Source organism: Oikeobacillus pervagus, from assembly GCF_030813365.1.
Lineage (GTDB): Bacteria > Bacillota > Bacilli > Bacillales > DSM-23947 > Oikeobacillus > Oikeobacillus pervagus.
In genome coordinates this window covers 1-19,658 of sequence record NZ_JAUSUC010000001.1, presented here as the reverse complement: position 1 = coordinate 19,658, position 19,658 = coordinate 1, and the positions used below count along the sequence as shown (strand labels likewise).

Sequence of the window (19,658 nt, the reverse complement as noted above, 5' to 3'; positions counted from 1 at the left end):
GAGAACGTTTTGGCGACCAATCGCTTTCATGCATGTGCTACTTGTGTTCATTTTTCTGCAATCAAAACAGCCAATAAGATGAATTACAAATGTTCTCGTCTAGGATATGAAACCCAACCATCATACCAATTCCGGTGTTGGGAACCAAAAGATCATGTAAAGAAACTCATTCAAAAAGAGAAAAAGGAAAGAGGGGGAAAATGAAGAATATTGTTTCGAAGAAGTGGTTAATAGAACGGCTAAAAGATGAAAATGTCCGAATCATTGACTGTCGCTTTTCCTTAGGTGCTGGTGATTATGGGAGACAAGAATATGAAAAATCTCATATCCCAGGTGCTGTTTTTGTTGATTTGGAAGAGGATTTATCAGCCCCGAAACAACATGGTGGTCGTCATCCCCTCCCATCAATTGATAGATTAACAGAGCTGTTTGAAAAATTAGGCGTTGATCAAGAAATGACCGTTGTCGTATATGATGATGGAGAGGGAGCATTCGCTAGTCGATGCTGGTGGATTTTACACTATCTAGGCCATAAAAAAACTTATATCCTTGATGGAGGGATGCAGCAATGGAAGGTAGGGGGACTGCCGACAGAAAGTACGATTCCATCATATGAAAGAAGGAAGTTTTCATTATCAATTCAAGAGGACTGGCTTGCAACACTAGAGGATGTGAAAGACGTCGTTTTTTGTCAGCCATCTAGGACTATCCTGATAGATTCCAGAGCACCAGAAAGATATCGTGGGGAAATAGAACCTTTAGATCGAGTGCCAGGACATATTCCAAAGGCAGTGAATTATTTTTATCAAGACGGGTTTGAAGGAGTCCATTGGAAAAGTGTTGAGAATCAAAAGATGCGCTTTAAAGCGATTGAACCGGATACGCCCATTATTGTTTATTGTGGGTCAGGGGTGACCGCAACACCTAATTTTCTCGCTTTAAAAGAGGCGGGGTTTAAAGATGTTCGGTTATATGCTGGAGGCTATAGTGACTGGTCCTCCTATGAAGAGCTTCCTGTGGATAAAGAGGAATAAAGAAAGAACTAATCTATTCAGTCTCTAAAAATAGCAGGTGGAGAAAAACCATCCGTTTTTCCCTACCTGCTATTCTTTTTAGTCTACATTGTAGAAGGATACTTGCTATTTTTTCTAAAATAATTACGGACGGATTTGCCCAGTTCCTTTTACAATCGTTTTTGTCGTTGTAATGGCCCGTAATCCCATTGGTCCTCTTGCATGTAATTTTTGTGTACTAATTCCAATTTCAGCTCCATATCCAAACTGCTCACCATCTGTAAAACGAGTGGAAGCATTATGGTAAAGAACGGCTGCATCCACTGCTTTAAAGAATAAGTCTACATGATCTTGATCTTCGGACACGATGGCTTCAGAATGGGCCGTTCCATATTCATTAATATGCTCAATCGCATCTTGAACAGAATCTACTAATTTGACAGATAATATTTTGTCTAAATATTCTGTTCTCCAATCTTCTTCTGTTGCTGTTTTCATAAAAGAATATTGTTTCGCTAATTCAGATGAGCCACGAAGCTCTACCCCTTGGTTGTGAAGTTCCTCGATGATGGAAGGGATATAAGGCCAGTCTTTTTGTAGCAATAAAGATTCGGCTGTATTACAAACGGAAGGTCGCTGTGTTTTAGCATTGACAGCAATATCAATCGCCATTTGTTTTTTGGCGGATTGATCGATAAATAGATGACAATTACCAACACCAGTTTCTAAAACAGGAACGGTTGCCTGCTTAATGACAGATTGAATTAATCCAGCACCACCTCTTGGAATTAAGACATCTAAGTACTCATTTAATTTAAACATTTCATTCGCTGTTTCGCGACTTGTATCTTCTAATAACTGTAAGGAATCAGTAGGGATTGGCGAGTTGTTCATAAGCGCCTTTTTCATGACGGTGACAAGGGCTTTGTTCGAATGTATGGCAGATGAGCTTCCTCTTAAAAGAACAGCATTCCCCGCTTTTAAACAAAGACATGCTGCATCAACCGTTACATTAGGACGCGCTTCATAGACCATCCCAATCACTCCTAAAGGAACGCGGATACTTTCCATTTTTAAGCCATTTGGTCGTTCCCAAGTCTCAACAGTTTGACCGATTGGATCTTCGAGATGAATCAATTGACGAACGCCATCCACTATTTGATGAAGTCTATCTTCTGTTAATAAAAGGCGATCAAGTAAAGAAGAGGACATCCCTGCTTTTTCACCTTGCAAAATATCTTTTTTATTTTCTTCCATAATCCAATTTTTTTGCTTTAATAGGGCTACCGCGATTCTTTCTAACGATTGATTTTTATCGTCTGCGGATAACATCGATAATGTGCGTGAAGCTTTTTTTAAGACTTTGGCTTTTGTTTTTAGTTCACTCATTATTTTGTATTCTCCTTTTCTATAGGTACCCAGTTGTCGCGATGAACAACTTCGGCACGTTGATTAATTGAAAATTTTACTGTTTGGTCAGTTGTCAAACCCTTCAATTTATCTAAATCTTCAGAAGAATAATAGGTCTGTCCCTTTCCAAGTAATTCCCCTTTTGAATTCACTACTTTGACTATATCAAGAGCCTCAAATGGGCCTTCCACACGAGTGAGCCCAGCAGGCAATAAACTTTTTCCGTTTTGTAAAAGGGCTCTTTCTGCCCCCTCATCAATTTCGATCGTCCCCATCACTTGGGAATGTAGTCCGATCCATTGCTTTTTCATATTCATTTGTTCTTGAAAGGGGGCTCCAATATAGGTGCCATCCCCTTTTCCTTCTAAAATATCACTTAGTTTCTCTTTTCCTTTTCCAGTTCCCACAAAAACATTGACACCCAGTTTAAGGGCTTTTTTGGCAGCTAAAAGTTTTGATTTCATCCCGCCTGTTCCAACATTCGAGCCACGCCCCCCAGCGAGTTCAAGTAATTCATCTGTTATTTCAGGGAGGAAATGATATTTTTTTGCTTGCTTTTCTGTATTTGGATTCCCATCATAGAGTCCATTAATATCTGTTAAAATAATAAGGGCATTTGCATGTAAAAAACCGCTCACTATAGCAGATAGCATATCATTATCGCCGAATGTCAATTCTTCGATCGATACGGAGTCATTTTCATTCAGGATGGGCAGAGCTCCATTTTTTAATAACTCGGAAATAGCGGAAAATAGATTACGATAACGTTCCTGACTATAAAAATCCTCTTTCGTTAATAGCATCTGGGCTGTAACGATCTGATGTTGTTTGAATAAAGAATTATAACCTTGCATTAACAAACCTTGGCCAACAGCTGCCGCCGCTTGCTTTCCGGCAATAGTATTTGGTCTAACCGAAAAGCCAAGCGGACCAAATCCAGCTGCAACAGCACCAGAAGAAATTAAGATGACCTCATGTCCTAATGCTTTTAAATGAGCGAGAGCATTGACATGATCACTTAATTTTTCTGTAGATAACATCCCTTGTTCATTTGTAAGAGAGCTACTACCGATTTTCACAACGATTCGTTGTTTATTCATTGTCTAAACTCCTTTGTTAAATGATTTCATAAGGGCAATAAAAAAAACGCTTCACTGTCCAAAGAAAAGGACGGAAAAAGCGTTCCGCGGTACCACCTTCATTGGTGCATGAATTTGCACCCAACTTCTACCCGTAACGTGGGGAGCGGCTTATGTTGTCATAAGCAGTATGAAAAGGGTAGGTTCAATTTACATCTGTGAGGAATCTTCCAGCCTAAGAATTCCACTCTCTTGCACATACAGTTAAATTTACTGGTCCTTTACTTTTAAATGGATTGATTTTTTGACCATTATCCATCGTAAGTGACGTTTTGTCAAGGAGTTTTATGAATAATCTAAATGACTCCCTCTGGGGAACTCCTTCCTATTTTTAAATGCTTCTCCGTAAAGTGATCGAAATGAAAATATGTTAAGATAGATGAGAGGTGACAAAATGAGAAAACAACATCTTTTATTAGTAGATGGAATGGCCCTATTATTTCGTGCATTTTTTGCAACTTCAGTGACGGGGCAATATATGGTCAATTCAAAGGGAGTGCCTACAAATGCTGTTCAAGGGTTTATGAAGCATCTCCTTTTGGCAGTAAGAAAAACCACCCCTACCCATGTAGCTGTATGTTGGGACATGGGAAATCATACATTCCGAAATGAAATTTATCCTAGTTACAAAGGCAATCGCGAGGCGCCCCCAGTTGAATTGATCCCACAATTCGATCTCGCAAAGGAAGTATCCGAAGCATTTGCTCTTCCAAACATTGGTGTTGTTGGATATGAAGCAGATGATTGTATAGGAACGATTTCAAACATAGAGAAAAAGGATCGCAAGGTAACGATTTTAAGTGGGGATCATGACTTATTGCAATTATTAGATGATCAAATTGATGTTATGCTCTTAAAAAAAGGATACGGGAATTATCAATTTCAAACTATTCAAAGCTTTTATGATGAATTTAAGATAACCCCGCGTCAATTTATCGATGTGAAAGCGTTGATGGGGGACGCTAGTGATGGGTACCCAGGAGTAAAAGGAATCGGGGAAAAGACGGCCTTAAAGTTGATTCATCAATATCACTCGATTGAAGGCATCCTTGATAATATTCAACATCTAACACCAAGTCAAAGAAAGAAAATTGAACAGGATTTAGATATGCTTCATTTGTCGCGACGTTTAGCTGAAATTCATCGGGAAGTACCACTCAAGTGGAATATTGACGAAGCCATTATTAAGGGGCTTAGCAGTGAAGCCATTCACATCGTGGAATCATTAGAACTGAAATCAGTAAGACGCATGTTAATGGAAATGGAAAGACAAGAAGAAATAAAACGGGCATAATGGAGGCCCGTTATTTTGTATTCTTTTTTTTGGCGGCGTTTTCTAGTTTGCTTTTTGGATCGGGAGTAAAATCGTCATCTTGACCAAAACCTTGAGGATTCACCCCAGGTGCATTTGTTCCACGGTTTCTACTTTTTTTATTACTCAATTCGGATCACCTCCATAGGAATACTATTTCCAAATGGATAGGATTCATTCAATGAAACGCAAGCTGCCATATATTATAAACTATGCTTTATATATATTAGGTGAGATCAATGAAAAACACGGATGAAATAGCCAATTATTTATTCTTATTAGAGGAAAAAGGGTTTAAGTTTACGGATGATATGATTGCCTTTATTTATTTTGGTAAGAAATATACGGATGCATCCGAACAACTTGTGAGGACAGCCATTGAAATGACTTTGATTATCCAGAGGGAATTCGATGGTAGTTATTTTTTGTCCCTTCTTGAGACATTAGTCGGGGAGAATATTCAAAATAGAAAGCAGGCCCTGCACCTTTTAGGGAAAATGAATATATTAAAATAATAAAGAGGCGTGAGCCTCTTTATTTTCGTGACAGAAATTCACATTTCATATGTGAGCAACAAGTAGTAAAGAAACCTCGACAATCCATTTCATTTCTCTGTCTCCTTATTTAATTTGATCGCTCGTTTTGCAAGAATGTCGGCATGATTGGTTTTACTCGGGATCCATTTAATGAAAAACAAAGGAATTTGCTTAACATGAGAGAGAATGCTGTGCAAAATTGGCTGATAGTTTGGATTATGTATATATTCTTTTTCAACCGCATTCACGACTACTTGGGAATCACTTCGTACTGATACCGTCTCTGCCTTTTTTTCTATCAGTATTTCTAAAGCTTTCAGCAAGGCCAAAAATTCTGCTTCATGAGGGTCACATAACCCTAAAGGAATGGTGTACCGCTCCACTTGTCCTTGATGCTTAATAAATATTCCGGCCCCACTTAGACCTGGAGAACCAGTGCTAGCTCCATCCGTATATACCTCGTACAAGACAACGCCTCCATTTTTACATGTTCTTTCAAATTAAATTTTACGAGAGGCGAGCATATATGACAATATAATAATAGATGAAATGACTTATTCGGGTTAGAAATGAATCAGAAGAAAAAGGTCTAGACAAATGCTAGACCTTCATCTTGTAGTTGGAAATTTCTTTGCGATATAGCCAAAAGGTGTGTCAAGTAGTGCGACGATCCATTTTAATAAATAAGTTGTAATGAAGATTTGAATCCACACATCCATCGGGAACTCGCCTAAAAAAGCGATGCTTGTAAAGACAAGTGTGTCAAGAAGTTGACTAGTCATTGTACTTCCATTATTTCGAATCCAAAATTGCGAATCTTTCGGGAATCTCTTCTTTAAATATGAGAAAATATAAACATCTGCAAACTGACTAACTAAATAGGCAGCTAAACTACCAATAGCAATGCGGGGTAATAGACCAAAAATTTCCTGCAAATGTTCATGGGCAAAATCTGATTCATGTGGTTGAAACTTTAGTACCATTTGCATGATCACGGTCATCGTTAATAAAGTGAAAAAACCGAGCCAAACTGCTTTTTTTGCCTCGGATTTCCCGTATTTTTCATTTAGAATATCTGTTACCAAAAAGGCAGTTCCGTACATGGTATTCCCAAGTGTAGCTGTTAATCCAAAAATCTCGATTGTTTTCACTACTTGTAAATTGGCGAGTACGGTGGACATCCCAATCCACACGAATAATCCTGTACGGCCAAAAATTCGGTACAGGAAAAGAACAAGAGTGAAATTAACAAGGACAAAAATCAAACCAAACCATTCGTTAAACAATGTGAAACCTCCTAGTTTTGTTTATGCGGGATTTTTCGAACCGCAGTTGTCAAAAATATAGTAGATGATTCTATGGAAAAGCATATTTAAACATTATACCAGATGATTTGATACGAAAGAATAATGTAATAAAGGGTGGTAAAAAATGAAAATGAAAATTAAGTGGGAATATGAACATAAAGGGGCACACACCCATTTTGAATCTGATTGGTTAGAACAATCATTCATTCTTCCAATTGTTGATGATCTTCAAAAAATAGGTCGTGCCAAAACCATCGTGGTGATGGATGAATTAGGGAATGAATGGACTCGAAAGGAGTTTATCAAACTAGGACAACAATTAGAACAAGAACCTACCGAGATTACTATTTACTTTGATGGTGGCTTTCAGTTAGAGACGTTAAAAGCTGGTATTGGAATTGTGATGTATTATAAAAAGAACAGAAAACAATGGAGAATTAGATTGAATGATCAGTTGGATGAATTGGATTCCAATAATGAGGCGGAGTATGTTGCATTATTTCGTGCCGTTCAGCTACTAGAGGAGATGGGTGTGAGGAATACAATCTGTACCTTTAAAGGAGATAGTCATGTTGTATTAAAGCAATTATCAGGGGAATGGCCTTGTTTTGAAGATAGTTTCAATCGTTGGCTTGATCGGATCGAAGAGAAAATCCATACACTTGGAATTACCCCCCTTTACAAACCAATTAATCGGAAGCAAAATAAAGAGGCTGACAAATTGGCCAATCAAGCTCTTGAGGGAATAATGGTAAATAGTGAACGACAATTAGAATAATATATTGTAAAGCCCCTAATTTAACAGGGATATTGGAAACTTGAATAAAGGAAAGAAGGTTAGAACGTTGAAACGGAAACAACTCTTTTTAGAAGTTGAAGAAATTATGGAGACATATTGCGTAGACTGCCTTGTAAAAGAAACATTGAGAAAAGAAAAAGGGAAGACCTCTGCACATCGTTTCTGTATAACGCAATGTACAGTTGGAGATAAGTTAAAAAAGTATGGAAAAAAATTATCTTAACATAAAAGACGAGAATGGAAAAACGACATAAAGTATTTCATACAAATAAAAACTGGCGATGACCGATCGCCAGTTTTGGTTATTTATTAATTGAATGTCATTTATATGAGTGGTTTAATTATAACTTAACTACGTTAGCAGCTTGTGGTCCACGGTTTCCTTCAACGATTTCGAAAGAAACTTCTTGACCTTCTTCTAAAGATTTGTAGCCTTCACCTTGAATAGCAGTGAAATGTACGAATACGTCGTCTCCGCCTTCAACTTCGATAAATCCAAAACCTTTTTCGTTATTAAACCATTTTACTTTACCGTTTTGCATATAACTGATCCTCCTAAATCTTCCAAGCACATTTGTGCTCAAAACAAAAATTTATCAAAAAACGGAATACATAGTATATGATATTCAAAATAAAATATATTCAGTTCAATGATAGTTTAAATATACCTTATTATAAGTATTCAGTCAAGGTATGTACTGCCAAAAAAGAAGGTTTTTCACAGGAAAGTTATTTCATTTCTATTCTGTCTATTAGATAGGAGGCAAAGTAGTCATGCAAATACAACAGAATCTGTTTGAATAGATGGCTTATTCTGTCAGTGTCTTGTCGTAACTTTGAAATTATAGTAAACTTTTATTGATTAATGATTTTGGGGAGGTTTAACATGCCTACACCTAGCATGGAAGATTATATAGAACAAATTTACTTGTTGATTGATCATAAAGGATATGCTCGTGTCTCTGATATTGCGGAAGCCCTTTCCGTCCACCCTTCTTCTGTCACGAAAATGGTGCAAAAGTTAGATCGAGATGAGTACCTCATTTATGAAAAATATCGTGGCCTCATTTTAACGAATAAAGGGAAAAAAATTGGAAAGCGCCTTGTGGCACGCCATGACTTGCTAGAACAGTTTTTAAGAACTATTGGTGTAAAAGAAGAAAATATTTATAATGATGTAGAAGGAATTGAACATCATTTAAGCTGGGATGCAATCGATCGAATTGCTGATTTAATCCAATACTTTGAAGAAGATCCGAAACGGTCTTCTACATTAAAAGAAATTCAATGTAAAAATGAAGAACTGTGACTGCCACCCATTTCAATCGGTGGTTTTATTCATGTAATTGTTGTGATTTTAAGTCATTCCCCACAAAATAGCTGGAGAATTACAATAGAAAAGGCAACCGGTCCACGTCGATTGCCTTTTTGTTATAGGCACATAACCGCTCCTTCATTAAGGAAAAACTTACTTTATATAACCATTATACATGGGGAGACTCAGGGAAGTAACCATCTTCAGATAATGTGTTGATTAAAAGCTGTTCACCATCGCGGTTCCAACGAATAGCTGCCCCTGAAAGAATTCCTTCTTCTGTTTCTAAAATGGCTTTTTGAAAAGAAATGATTCTTCCTGTGGATGTTTGAACATTGATGATTTTTCCCTCTTGATTCTGCTGAATTGCTGTAATATATTCCACGTTTTTCTCTCCTTATGTAGAAAGGTGTTCATTTTTTAATTTTTTACCAAGATCGTTTTGGAAATACGTTTAGTAGAATTTTTTATGTTAAAAAATAATACATTGTTGTAATCAAAAGCGCATTCAAGGAGTTTTAAATTACAGCACCCCTGCTCATTACGATAGAGCGATTTAATCACAGGGCATACATGCCATATTTTTTCCTTCTAATCTTGATACCCCTACCTCAGATTGGTGGATGGCTGTCAAGCGCTTTCCTTGACGGACATTAAAACCAATCGGTGATACTTCGAGATGATGAGTTATATTGTCTACTTTTGGGATCTGAACGCAGAGTGACGAAGATATTTCGATGATTTTGCCTTTTTTAATGGGGTTGAAGTTGAAATTGTCCGGTTACCTGAAGTTGGTAATTTTGTCCATTTTTTATCAATTGAAACACTAGTACTTCTCACATTTCCATGAAAGTTTCCATCACAGGTATCAAGCGGAGTATATTGTTCACATGGGTTTCACGAAAGAATTAGCGTATGTTTCCTATTGGAGAATTTCGGATTAAAGGAATTACAGTTTGCTAGTAGGGACGGCGAAATATCTACAAGTTCATTTTCTTCATCAACACCCACTACTTCATACGCCATCTTGCGGTACGGCACTAAACGATTTGGCACCTGTACATACCGGAGCCGAGTTGCTGCGAGTTCTTCAGCTCTCATCATCAACTTCCGTAAATCATCGTTTTATTTCTTTTTTTCTTCCCTCCAACTTTAAACAAATGTTAATAAAACGATCATTGCTTAGCCAAGGAAACTTTTGTGGAATAGTGTTCAATTTCATTTGGCTAAATAGTTGATTAAAAATTTAGCCATTGACTAATCTCGTTCTTAAGTCCTCTTTTTTCATCCATGAAATAGCCCTAAATAATCCATGAAATAGCCCTAAATAATCTATGAAAAAAATATACTTCCATTTATTATCCTATTTGAATACATATTTTGCTAATGGCCTTAATGAGATGGATATAGTTAATCAATAACATCAATGATTTGACACAATTATGCAGATTCGGGAGGTGTCTCATTGAAAGTATTAGAAGTGAGTAGTTTGCAAGAGGGGATTGACCAAATAATTCAGAGAATTGAATCTTCATTTGGGCAGATTTCAGCGATTCAACGAGCAGTCAGAGACTTTTATCAATTAGATGAGGCATTAAAAGGAGAAGGCGGAAAGGCCATCCGTCACTTTTATAATGAATGCCATCAACCATTTTTAATTTTTCTTGCTCAATCCTTAGTAGACTACCAAATGGCTCTAGAAAAATTGAAAGAAGCGGTTAAAACGTTTGAACCCAATCATTCGGGATTGATCAGGGAGACATTTTTAGAACAGAACGTAGAAGATGGCCTATGTCATGTGAAGGAAAAGACAGAAGAACTTACAGATGAAGCCAACAGGATCATCCAGAGTGTAGAAGATATCGTGTCCCTTCAAAAGATAGATGATTCCGAGGTAATGAACAATATCCAACTGGGAAGGAAATATGCTGAGACAACAGTAGAGGAACTACATATTCTAGACACCTACGGGGTCTCCCTTCTGAAAAAAACAGAAGAAAATATTCAAACCATGGGAACATACCTATCGGAGTTGGAATCCAAGTTTCAAAGTGGGGGGCTAACGATTGAAAATTACCGTGTAGAAGCCATTCAGGATATCGCCTTCCATCAAACGATCATGGATAGCATTTACAATCGAAAGCCGAAAAAAACGGAAGAAATCAATGCCAAAACGATAGAAAATATGCCACTGTCTGAAATAGAAAAAGCCAAAGAGGCTATATTGGATGATTTAAGCGAGGATGGGAAAGCGACCATCAGCATCGCCTTTCAAAAGTTAAAGGATGGAGAGTTGGATCGGCAAGAGTATGTTGGAATCCTGCGTGGAATCCAAAAATTTGAAGTGGAATTGGACAAGTTAAAGAAGAAAGAAGCTTCTATAGAAAAGAAAGATCATTTCTTGATTTCAGCCTTAAAAACAACCGGCAGAACGATGAAGGGAGCAGCTATTGGAGTAAAGGATGTCGCCGTCGATACGGTTGAAGGGGCTTATCAAATGGTTCGACACCCGATTCAAACAGGGGAGTCCGTCGCCCAGATGATCAGAAATCCAAAGGATACATGGGAATATATGGCGGGTGCGATAACCGAATCCTATAACCGCGACATGGTGAATGGAGATGCAGAAAGTCGGGCCCATTGGGTAACCTATGCGCTTGGAACAATCATAGGAACAAAAGGGGCTGGAAGTGCAGCAAAAACAGGAACTACGGTGACAAAAGTCGCCAAAGAAGGTGCGAAAAAAGTAGCCAATGAAGCGGCAAAAGTAAAAATCCCTAATTTATTCCCATATGGCCCGCAATACCAATTGGCACCTGGGGGAAACATTCCTTATAATGTAGTAGACGGACTTCGCTTAAGAGACCAGTTGGTGATGTTCGCTAGGGAGATTACTGAGAGGACTACTAAGGGTACGGGTGAAACGGTTAAGAAGATAGGTGATATTAATGATCCTATTAGAACATATCGTGGTGCTGATTTAGGTAAGCTAGAGGCTAAATATACTGCGGATCCTCGGTTAACTGTTGAGATGCCCTATGTTGGTAAAGGTGAAAAAAACACCAATGCAGAGGGCTGGTTACGCGATAAAGATTTTTATTGGAAAGAGATGTTAGAGAAGTACCCAGAAGCGTTTAATAGGTCAAATAGACAAAAAATAGAATTAGGATTCGCACCTATAAACAATCCAACGTTTAGAAAACATTTTCCCCAATATGATTTAAAAGAATTATATAATGACACTTTAATACATCATCACATTGGTGGTGGAGGTCAAGCTGTGGCTGTTCCCTCAAAGCTACATCCAGGTTTAGGAGGGATTCATAATGCTGAGAAAAGCGCAGGAGTTTGGGGAAATGACCAAAAATATGCTGAACTATTAGAAAAATTCTTAGAAAAGTAAGGGTGATTATTTTGGTAATGAAGGATGCTATGAGCAAATATTTTAATTTAAGAAAAGAATATTTTGATAAAGGGTTAGATTTTTTATTTAAAACGTCATATAACGAAGAAGTTGATTCATTTATATATCAGGGTGAAATGGATGATGAAGAAGAAATTTCATGGAAACCTATTGAAAAAAATAATAAGGATGATTTAACGACGATTGAGGAAAGATTTGAAATTAAACTGCACACTTCAATTGATGATTATTTTAATTCTTATTGGTTTGCTGATTTAGATGGATTTATTGGTAATCATTATATTAGGCTAGAACCTGTATTACCAAATATTGAATTGGATTCCTTCGAAAGTAATTTAGAAGGGTATAAAAACAATCATAATAAGGTTGATAAGACTCCAATAGGTATAGAGGGGAACGGTTTGATAGTTGTTTTAGATAATGTAAGTGGTAAGGTTGAATTAGAGGATTTTGAACGTGGTTCGTTTGAAGAGATTTCGGATAGTTTAGATGAGTTAATTGCTAGTTTAAAATTACAAAAATAATATACTAAGAACATTTATATGAAAAATGCCTGATATGAAGTGTAGCCCAAGTGTTAGATGCAATTGGACTGCAGTTTTTTTATAGAAAGATGTAATATAAAATTAAGCTAAGACCTACAAAATTTATGTTACTTGAATGAATTTCATAAATCTTAGCCCAACAGCCACAAGGCTTTTCAGAACGAAAAAAAGGAGTACCTCCCCAAAATCTCGAATGTTTTAGTTACCACACTAAAAACAAAGATTGGAGGACGACTCCCTATGTCTATTATACGACAAGAAAGCCTGTTTGACCTGCAAGATTTATATGATTTAGAACCTACCCAACGTTTTGATGCCATTTTTTCTGCCATTGACATTCAGCCCATTCTAACTGTGGTATCCAAAAAATCACGTTTTGGCCCGCCTGTTAAGCTGAATTACGCAGCTATGATTTATTCGTTAGTCATCAGAATTTCAGAACGAATCCCATTTATTAAAGATTTGGTTCATCGACTTAAACATGATTTTATCTTTCGTCTGGATTGTGGCTTTTTGGTTTCTGATCATGTCCCATCTGAGGCAGCTTTTTCAAGGTTGATTACTCAAATAAGTGAATCAGATGTACTAGAACGTGTTCAAGAAACACTTCTACTTCAAGCTATATCTGAAGGGTTTATAACAGACGATACAGTTGCGATTGATGCCACTCATATAGAAGCAAGAGATCAAGCTCCAGCGAAAGAAGAAAAACCAAAGTCTGAGCCGAAAAAGCGTGGCCGTAAATCTAAAGAAGAACACGAAAAATGGATTCTAGAAAAAGCCGAGAAAGAGGCCAATCTTTCTTTATATGAAAAACCGATTGAAGCTCAATTAAACGTTTCCCTAAACGACCTTCGCACCTTAGTTCCCAATGATCCTAAATGGGGAATTAAGAAGAATAGTGAAGGGAAAAATACGTTTTGGTTTGGGTACAAAGGACACTTAGCTGTAGGAACAAAAAGTCAATACATTCTTCAATCCCTGTTTTCTTCAGGTAGTCTTAATGATGGGAAAGCTGCGATTCCTCTTTTAAAAGGAATCCAAGAAAGGTTGCCATCACTGGTGATTCGATTTGGAACATTAGACGCTGGCTATGATTATGTTCCAATATACGAACAAATCTATCGGATGAAAGCTCAATCTGTTATTGCTTATAATAAAAAGAATGAATCTGATCCGATTGGGTTTGACAAATATTTTGCCCCAACCTGTGTTCGTGAGCATTCGTATCAGTATGATAGTTTTGACTCTAAGTATGAAACCATAAAATATACACGCCCGAAAGAATGTCGGGACTGTCCATTGGCAAAAGACTCCTTGTGCCAGAAAGTGTATAAGGTGAAAATTACAACGGATTTACGACGGTATACCGCACCAGCTCGCGGTTCAAAGAAATGGAAAGACATCTATAAACAAAGAACCGCAGTCGAACGAGTCAATGCCTATTTAAAAGAGTATTTTCAATTAAATCAAATTCGATATCGAACAGGGAAACGGGCAAAAGTACATTTTGATTTGGTTCATCTTGTTTATAATGCATCAAAATTAGCATGTGATCGACTATCCGTACAGACAAAATTATTGAATCAAGCAGCCTAATTTTTTAAAACGGAAACATCAAAATTCTGTACGTCTTTGAATTTTTAAAAACTTACATTATGAAATTGATTCGATTGAGAAAATAAAAAATATATACTAAAAAGCAGCTGTCGATGGCATAAAAACAGCTAGCCACAAGTAAAAGAGGGTGTAAACTTTGTAGCCGCCACAATCGTAAAAACAACCTTCTTGCAGGGGAATGAAAAGATCCAGCACGTAGTAAAAAGATTACTGGAATACAAATGGATCCCATGCGAGGGAAAAGGCTTCGCCATGACTGGAGTAGGAAATGTCTCAGGGGGAGGACAGTATTCTCTGAAAGAGCTTATCAGTATATGGAGAGTAAGGTTGTTAAGGGTATAGAAAAAGGTAAAAATATCAAGGACTATAAAAAGACATTCTTTAATGAGTATCCTGACCTTAAAGGTAGTGTTGTGGTACATCATGCAATAGAGCAACAAGTATTAAAAAGACATCCTAACTTATTTTCACTTGAAGAAATACATGCTTTAGAAAACCTGAGAGGGATACCAAAAGAAATAAACAGTGATATACATTTATCAAAAATAAGAAGGGATTGGAATAGATTTTATAGAAATAGTCCAAATCCTACAAAAGAAGAAGTAATAAATTATATGATAGAGTTAGATAAGAAATAAATATGGTGAAAATTTTAATCCGCCAGTGAAAAGGTAAGTGGTAGGAGGAGTAAACTAATGAAATTATATTTTTTAGAACCAGAAGTATCAGGTGGTCATGGTGAATATACCATTTATGGAACTGAAGAAAAAATTGCAACAGAAGGTATATCAGAAAAGGTAAAATATTTACATTATGAATTTGAAGGATGGCTAGGAGATGACCTTTTAGAGTCAACACCAGCCTTCATCGTGTCAAGTAAACTTGGAACAGAATTAGAGAATAGTGATTTTATCGATTACAAACTTGAAGAGTGTTTGATTACAAAGTCAGATGAGTTTATAGAAATGTATCCAGATAAAGAAATACCTACATTTAGCAGATTTATCCCGCTTGGTAAAATTGAAGTAGAAGAAGAGAACTTCAAAAACTGGTCAGGACATCATTTCTGTTTATCACCGAAAGGCGAGTTAGTTGTAACTCAAGAAGCATTGGATTTTTTAAATAGGTTCTCAATAGATAATTGTTTTATTACACCTCTAACACAGGAATAAATTTTATAAACCTTAGAGATAAGACAATCTCTAAGGTTTTATTTTGGGAGGGGAGTGACGAATAGTTCATTTTTTTTACGGAGAATATGAGTAACCCCTGTAAGCCCTATATTTTGTTTCTATAATTTATATAGTACGTACACACACATTTAAAACGTATGCCCTATTTACTCTTATTTTGTTAAGTAAATAATCACAATATAATCAGTTACCATCATTTTTATTTTCCTACAACTTATCTTCGCTTTCTCCCTTGTCTTTTAAATTTTTCGCAACTTTTACGTACATTAAAACGATGGCTATAGCAAGAGGACTACTCCACCTCGATTAACTCCTGAATGTCGATGTCTAACACTTTGCATACCGTTTCTAATGTTGATAGATAAACCCTGTCTACATTGTCTGAACACAAATGGCTGATTGTATTAGGACGTAGCCCAGTCATACGTGCCAATTCACGCTGTGAAAGGTTACGTTCTTTAAGGATTTCCTTTAGTTTGATTGAAATTGGCATGATATTTCCCTTCCTCTTTTTCATGTTACTTTTACGATACACAATAAACTTGTATCGGTAAAGGGGTTGATTGTATCGCTAAAGCCGCATACAATGAATTTATATTAAAAATAGCGGCTAAGCGTTACGTTAATTCAGATTAGCGTAACGGAGGGGGAAAATACCATGAAAGTTATCGGATATATTCGAGTATCTACACAAGGTCAAGCAAGGGATGGATACAGCCTTGCTTACCAAGAAGATGAAATAAAGGCATATTGTAGGCTCAAGGATACACTCTTTTACGCTTGTTTAAGGACGAGGGTATCAGTGGGGCTAAAGTGGATGAGGAAGCGTTAGAAGTGGATAGAATTGGCTTTCAGGAGATGTTGGAGTATCTCACCCACCATCAGGTGGATTATGTTGTCACACTGAATACAAGCCGTTTATGGCGGTCAGACATAGTAAAAGTGTTGGTTCATCGAGAATTGAAAAAGTATGAAGTGGACATTCGGAGTATTGAACAACCGCAATACAGTATCCATAAGAAAGACCCTAGTGACTTTTTAATCAATGGTTTAATGGAGTTATTAGACCAATATCAACGATTAGAAATCTCTTTAAAGCTAGGGAGAGGGCGGAATAAGAAAGCCCAACAGGGTGGCTATTCAGGTGGAAATGTCGCATTAGGCTACAAAGTGGAAAAAGGTAAGAAAATCCTTGTCATAGATGATAGACAAGCCAAAACCATACAACGAGTGTTTGACTTAAAGGAACAGTATCCTTCATGGTCATTAACTCAACTAGCGGAACAACTGAATGAGGAAGGTCATCGAACAAAACAAGAAAAGTTGTTTACTAAAGTCCAAGTCAAAAGGATTTTAGATAGAAAAGCCTTTTATAGTGGGTTATACCACTATGGTGACATAACAGCAGATGGCAAACATCAAGCCATTTTATAACGGTTAACAGATAGAGAAATGGATAGGCTTTCGTACCCTTGCGAGTCCCTAGAGACTAACGCTCGACCTAAGGTTGCCGACATTCTCTGTCTTGCTTTATCCGTTCAATTCTAGTATAGGGGTGAGGTTTTCTGATGAAACGAGATAAGCATATTTATGTAGGATTAGATTTACACAAGTTTCAGCATACAGCGGTAATATTGGATTGTTGGTTTGAGAAGTTAGGTGAGATGACTTTTCAAAATAAACCATCTATTTTTCCTAGTTTATTAGAATTTGTAAGTAGATTTCTAACAAAAGGTTTGACCCCTGTATTTGGATTAGAAGATGTGGGCGGCTACGGAAGGGATTTAGCGTTATATTTGATTGAACAAGGTTACATTGTGAAATTTGTTAACTCCTCTTTATCCAATGCAGAACGGAACAGCTATGCGATGACACAAAAGAATGATAGTTGGGACGCCCAATGTGTGGCAAGGGTTTTAATACGTGACCTACCGTATTTACCTGAAGCTACACCATCTGATATTCATTGGATAATCGCTCAACTTGTGGGTAGAAGAAATGCTGTAGTGAAAACACAAACATCCTTGAAAAACCAACTGCATATGCAATTAAACTATCATTATCCAAGTTACAAGGGTTTCTTTTCAGAAGTAGATGGAAAAACAGCTTTAGCTTTTTGGGAAAGCTACCCTTCACCATCTCATTTGGAGGGGGAAACAGTAGAGGACTTACGGAAGTTCCTATTAGAAGTGAGTAACAATGCTTGTTCCACTAGAAAGGCAGAGCAGATATTAACATTTGTTCAAGCAGATGGAGAAGTAAAACGAGAATACCAAACATCAAGAGACTTTATCATTCAAAGCATAGTTCGAGATATTAGCTTTAAGAAAAGGGAAATCAAGAAGGTAGATATAGAATTAAAAGTAACTATTCAGAAGTTAGGTATGCAGCTTGAAACCATGCCAGGGATTGATACGGTTACTTCGTCCGCTTTAATTGCAGAAATCGGAGACATTCATCGTTTCACCAATTCTGATAAACTAGCAAGGTATTCAGGCATAGCCCCTATTAAGATGGGTTCGGGCGGTAAGGAAACGATGAAGAAAACAAAACAAGGCAACCGAAAGCTATATGATGTTTTTTACAACCTAGCAGTTCAACAAGTCCAAGTAAGTAAGGGGAGTAAAATTCCTCGTAATCCTGTGTTTTATGCTTACTATAATCAAAAGCAAAGTGAAGGGAAATCCAAGTCACAAGCCCTTCTCTGTATTATGAGGAGATTAGTCAGAATTGTCTATGGTATGATGAAAAATAAAACGGCTTATATTCTGCCAAGAATGCCTGAAACGAAGGCAAGTTAATCAATTTGGGTGGTGGTTGAAAAAACTGCCATCCTTTTATTAAGAACTTATTTAGATATTCCTAAGGGTACGGGTAACACTGTAAGCAATTATCTTGATGATATAGTCGAGGCTGGTAGTGTCAATGCCACAAAGATGAATAAGCTTAAAAATGCTATTCAAAATAATACTTTTAGTGTAGATGAGTTGTCTGAGATTAGAAAAAAGATGTCTGATTTAGGCATTACTAAAGAATATAATGAAGCATTAATTAAACTTGATTTTGGTAAATATCTTAGAGGACTAATAGGTGCCCCACCTACTGCTATGATAGATCCACATGCACATCATATTTTATTTAAAAAAGGCCTTCGTCAGAAGCAACAAGAACTGGTTCGAGAAGGTCAAGAAATATTAAGAAAGTATGGGATAGATCCAATAATTGGTAAAGAAAACCTTGTTTGGGCACCAAATAGAATTGCAGGACAACACGGCATAGAACGTCTTCAACATATTATTGATAAGTTAAAGGCAGTAGATAGTTTTGGTGGAACTCGTGAAAAAATGGTTGAAATGCTTAAACTACTAGGTGAAGAAGCGGCATCAATGAAATAAAGATATTTTAGGAGGATTCTATGGATAATAAGGAGAAAGCAATAAAAATCTATGATTTAATTAAGAATGGTGATATAGAACAAGCGAAAGAGATAATTGTTACTGATAAAAGTTTACTTGATTTTGTAACACCTTTTGGAACGTGGCTACATGTTGCGACTAGAGCTGGTGAACTGGATATGATAAAATTTCTAGTTGAATCTGGTATGGATATTAACATAAACGAAGGTGTACCAAAGTCAGCGCCTATTGCACATGCGGCTAGTGAAGGTGAAATTAATATTGTAGAATACTTATTTAATAAGGGTGCAATATTAGATGTTGGTGACCCGAATAGGAATCCTTTATTCTCAGCGATTTATGGTGGGCATCTTGATGTTGCAAAGTATCTTGTTCAGAATGGTATTGATATTACTGTTAAGTATACAGGAGATACTATGAAAGATATGGGAGCTTATGAATTTGCTATTGAAAGAGGGCAAACAGAAATTGCTGAATATTTAAAGCAGAAGATGGATGAAAAAGAATAAAAAAAATAAATTTTTTATTTAATAGCTCAACTTTCGCACCAGAAAAATAAGCGCTAATTGTTGGCTGTATTGTATTTAATATCTATTAAATATGTTGCTTGACAATGTTTTTTTAAAATG

Annotated in this window: 22 protein-coding genes and 2 pseudogenes; 16 read left to right on the top strand and 8 right to left on the bottom strand. The window is 36.8% G+C overall.

The genetic code is table 11. From position 1 onward, the window contains the following. Positions 1 to 9 precede the first annotated feature (9 nt). Together J2S13_RS00125 and J2S13_RS00120 are read left to right on the top strand one after the other, a co-directional pair. Positions 10 to 204 carry a hypothetical protein gene (locus tag J2S13_RS00125; RefSeq protein ID WP_307255620.1) on the top strand — a complete coding sequence of 65 codons (195 nt, stop codon included), beginning with the start codon at positions 10 to 12 and terminating at the stop codon, positions 202 to 204. Then, positions 201 to 1,034: a sulfurtransferase gene (locus tag J2S13_RS00120; protein WP_307255619.1), complete on the top strand. Its 834-nt coding sequence runs from the start codon at positions 201 to 203 to the stop codon at positions 1,032 to 1,034. Before J2S13_RS00125 ends, J2S13_RS00120 begins: the two co-directional genes overlap by 4 nt. Positions 1,035 to 1,157: 123 nt before the next feature. Here J2S13_RS00120 and J2S13_RS00115 read toward each other — a convergent pair whose 3' ends face one another. Continuing rightward, positions 1,158 to 2,402 (bottom strand): glutamate-5-semialdehyde dehydrogenase, encoded by a 1,245-nt coding sequence (locus J2S13_RS00115; protein ID WP_307255618.1) that lies wholly within the window; start codon positions 2,400 to 2,402, stop codon positions 1,158 to 1,160. Next, a complete protein-coding gene (proB, locus tag J2S13_RS00110; RefSeq protein WP_307255617.1) occupies positions 2,402 to 3,523 on the bottom strand; it encodes a glutamate 5-kinase in 1,122 nt (373 codons plus the stop codon). The genes J2S13_RS00115 and proB overlap by 1 nt, the downstream gene beginning before the upstream one ends. Positions 3,524 to 3,956: 433 nt before the next feature. Here proB and J2S13_RS00105 point away from each other — a divergent pair, with 433 nt between their 5' ends. Continuing rightward, positions 3,957 to 4,856, top strand: a complete 900-nt coding sequence (locus tag J2S13_RS00105; RefSeq protein ID WP_307255616.1) for a 5'-3' exonuclease — start codon at positions 3,957 to 3,959, stop codon at positions 4,854 to 4,856. A 10-nt stretch (positions 4,857 to 4,866) separates the two neighbouring features. Here the strand turns inward: J2S13_RS00105 and sspL are convergent, their stop codons facing one another. Next, positions 4,867 to 5,004 carry a small, acid-soluble spore protein L gene (gene sspL / locus J2S13_RS00100; protein WP_307255615.1) on the bottom strand — a complete coding sequence of 46 codons (138 nt, stop codon included), beginning with the start codon at positions 5,002 to 5,004 and terminating at the stop codon, positions 4,867 to 4,869. Positions 5,005 to 5,113: 109 nt separating this feature from the next. Here sspL and J2S13_RS00095 point away from each other — a divergent pair, with 109 nt between their 5' ends. Next, positions 5,114 to 5,389, top strand: coding sequence for a DUF6123 family protein (locus tag J2S13_RS00095; protein ID WP_307255614.1), 276 nt, complete (start codon positions 5,114 to 5,116; stop codon positions 5,387 to 5,389). 89 nt (positions 5,390 to 5,478) lie between these two features. On the opposite strand, the gene J2S13_RS00090 is transcribed toward J2S13_RS00095, so the two are convergent. Together J2S13_RS00090 and J2S13_RS00085 are read right to left on the bottom strand one after the other, a co-directional pair. Further along, positions 5,479 to 5,877, bottom strand: coding sequence for an RNase H family protein (locus tag J2S13_RS00090; protein ID WP_307255613.1), 399 nt, complete (start codon positions 5,875 to 5,877; stop codon positions 5,479 to 5,481). A gap of 141 nt (positions 5,878 to 6,018) precedes the next feature. Continuing rightward, positions 6,019 to 6,696: a queuosine precursor transporter gene (locus tag J2S13_RS00085; protein WP_307255612.1), complete on the bottom strand. Its 678-nt coding sequence runs from the start codon at positions 6,694 to 6,696 to the stop codon at positions 6,019 to 6,021. Positions 6,697 to 6,841: 145 nt separating this feature from the next. Between J2S13_RS00085 and J2S13_RS00080 the strand changes: the two genes are divergently transcribed. Then, positions 6,842 to 7,495 (top strand): reverse transcriptase-like protein, encoded by a 654-nt coding sequence (locus J2S13_RS00080; RefSeq protein ID WP_307255610.1) that lies wholly within the window; start codon positions 6,842 to 6,844, stop codon positions 7,493 to 7,495. A 67-nt stretch (positions 7,496 to 7,562) separates the two neighbouring features. Next, entirely contained in the window at positions 7,563 to 7,739 is a 177-nt protein-coding gene (locus J2S13_RS00075; protein ID WP_307255609.1) for a zinc-finger domain-containing protein, read from the top strand. Positions 7,740 to 7,857: 118 nt separating this feature from the next. Here J2S13_RS00075 and cspD read toward each other — a convergent pair whose 3' ends face one another. After that, complete coding sequence (gene cspD, locus J2S13_RS00070; protein ID WP_046524220.1) at positions 7,858 to 8,058, bottom strand: cold-shock protein CspD; 201 nt, start codon at positions 8,056 to 8,058, stop codon at positions 7,858 to 7,860. Between the two features lie 344 nt (positions 8,059 to 8,402). Here cspD and mntR point away from each other — a divergent pair, with 344 nt between their 5' ends. Continuing rightward, positions 8,403 to 8,825: a transcriptional regulator MntR gene (mntR, locus tag J2S13_RS00065; protein WP_307255608.1), complete on the top strand. Its 423-nt coding sequence runs from the start codon at positions 8,403 to 8,405 to the stop codon at positions 8,823 to 8,825. A gap of 175 nt (positions 8,826 to 9,000) precedes the next feature. Here the strand turns inward: mntR and J2S13_RS00060 are convergent, their stop codons facing one another. Beyond that, complete coding sequence (locus tag J2S13_RS00060; protein ID WP_307255607.1) at positions 9,001 to 9,216, bottom strand: DUF3892 domain-containing protein; 216 nt, start codon at positions 9,214 to 9,216, stop codon at positions 9,001 to 9,003. Between the two features lie 1,080 nt (positions 9,217 to 10,296). On the opposite strand from J2S13_RS00060, the gene J2S13_RS00055 reads away from it, so the two are divergent. From J2S13_RS00055 to J2S13_RS00030, 5 genes and pseudogenes are all read left to right on the top strand, one after another. Further along, positions 10,297 to 12,234 (top strand): T7SS effector LXG polymorphic toxin, encoded by a 1,938-nt coding sequence (locus tag J2S13_RS00055; protein ID WP_307255606.1) that lies wholly within the window; start codon positions 10,297 to 10,299, stop codon positions 12,232 to 12,234. A 29-nt stretch (positions 12,235 to 12,263) separates the two neighbouring features. Beyond that, entirely contained in the window at positions 12,264 to 12,779 is a 516-nt protein-coding gene (locus tag J2S13_RS00050; protein WP_002137246.1) for a SecY-interacting protein Syd, read from the top strand. Positions 12,780 to 13,040: 261 nt separating this feature from the next. Then, positions 13,041 to 14,399 (top strand): IS1182 family transposase, encoded by a 1,359-nt coding sequence (locus J2S13_RS00045; RefSeq protein ID WP_307255605.1) that lies wholly within the window; start codon positions 13,041 to 13,043, stop codon positions 14,397 to 14,399. A gap of 100 nt (positions 14,400 to 14,499) precedes the next feature. Then, positions 14,500 to 14,767, top strand: a pseudogene (locus J2S13_RS00040) (WXG100 family type VII secretion target); the annotation flags it as partial. Positions 14,768 to 15,115: 348 nt separating this feature from the next. Beyond that, complete coding sequence (locus tag J2S13_RS00030) at positions 15,116 to 15,592, top strand: hypothetical protein (protein ID WP_307255604.1); 477 nt, start codon at positions 15,116 to 15,118, stop codon at positions 15,590 to 15,592. Positions 15,593 to 15,905: 313 nt separating this feature from the next. Here J2S13_RS00030 and J2S13_RS00025 read toward each other — a convergent pair whose 3' ends face one another. Beyond that, on the bottom strand, positions 15,906 to 16,106 hold the full coding sequence (locus tag J2S13_RS00025; protein ID WP_074598755.1) for a helix-turn-helix domain-containing protein: 201 nt from the start codon (positions 16,104 to 16,106) through the stop codon (positions 15,906 to 15,908). A 165-nt stretch (positions 16,107 to 16,271) separates the two neighbouring features. Here J2S13_RS00025 and J2S13_RS00020 point away from each other — a divergent pair. From J2S13_RS00020 to J2S13_RS00005, 4 genes and pseudogenes are all read left to right on the top strand, one after another. Continuing rightward, positions 16,272 to 17,047: pseudogene (locus J2S13_RS00020) on the top strand (recombinase family protein). Positions 17,048 to 17,181: 134 nt separating this feature from the next. Next, positions 17,182 to 18,414 (top strand): IS110 family RNA-guided transposase, encoded by a 1,233-nt coding sequence (locus J2S13_RS00015; RefSeq protein WP_307255603.1) that lies wholly within the window; start codon positions 17,182 to 17,184, stop codon positions 18,412 to 18,414. 12 nt (positions 18,415 to 18,426) lie between these two features. Next, the gene (locus J2S13_RS00010) at positions 18,427 to 19,008 is read left to right on the top strand and encodes an AHH domain-containing protein (protein ID WP_307255602.1); all 582 of its coding nucleotides are present in this window, start codon (positions 18,427 to 18,429) and stop codon (positions 19,006 to 19,008) included. Positions 19,009 to 19,028: 20 nt separating this feature from the next. Then, positions 19,029 to 19,538 (top strand): ankyrin repeat domain-containing protein, encoded by a 510-nt coding sequence (locus J2S13_RS00005; RefSeq protein WP_307255601.1) that lies wholly within the window; start codon positions 19,029 to 19,031, stop codon positions 19,536 to 19,538. Positions 19,539 to 19,658 lie beyond the last annotated feature (120 nt).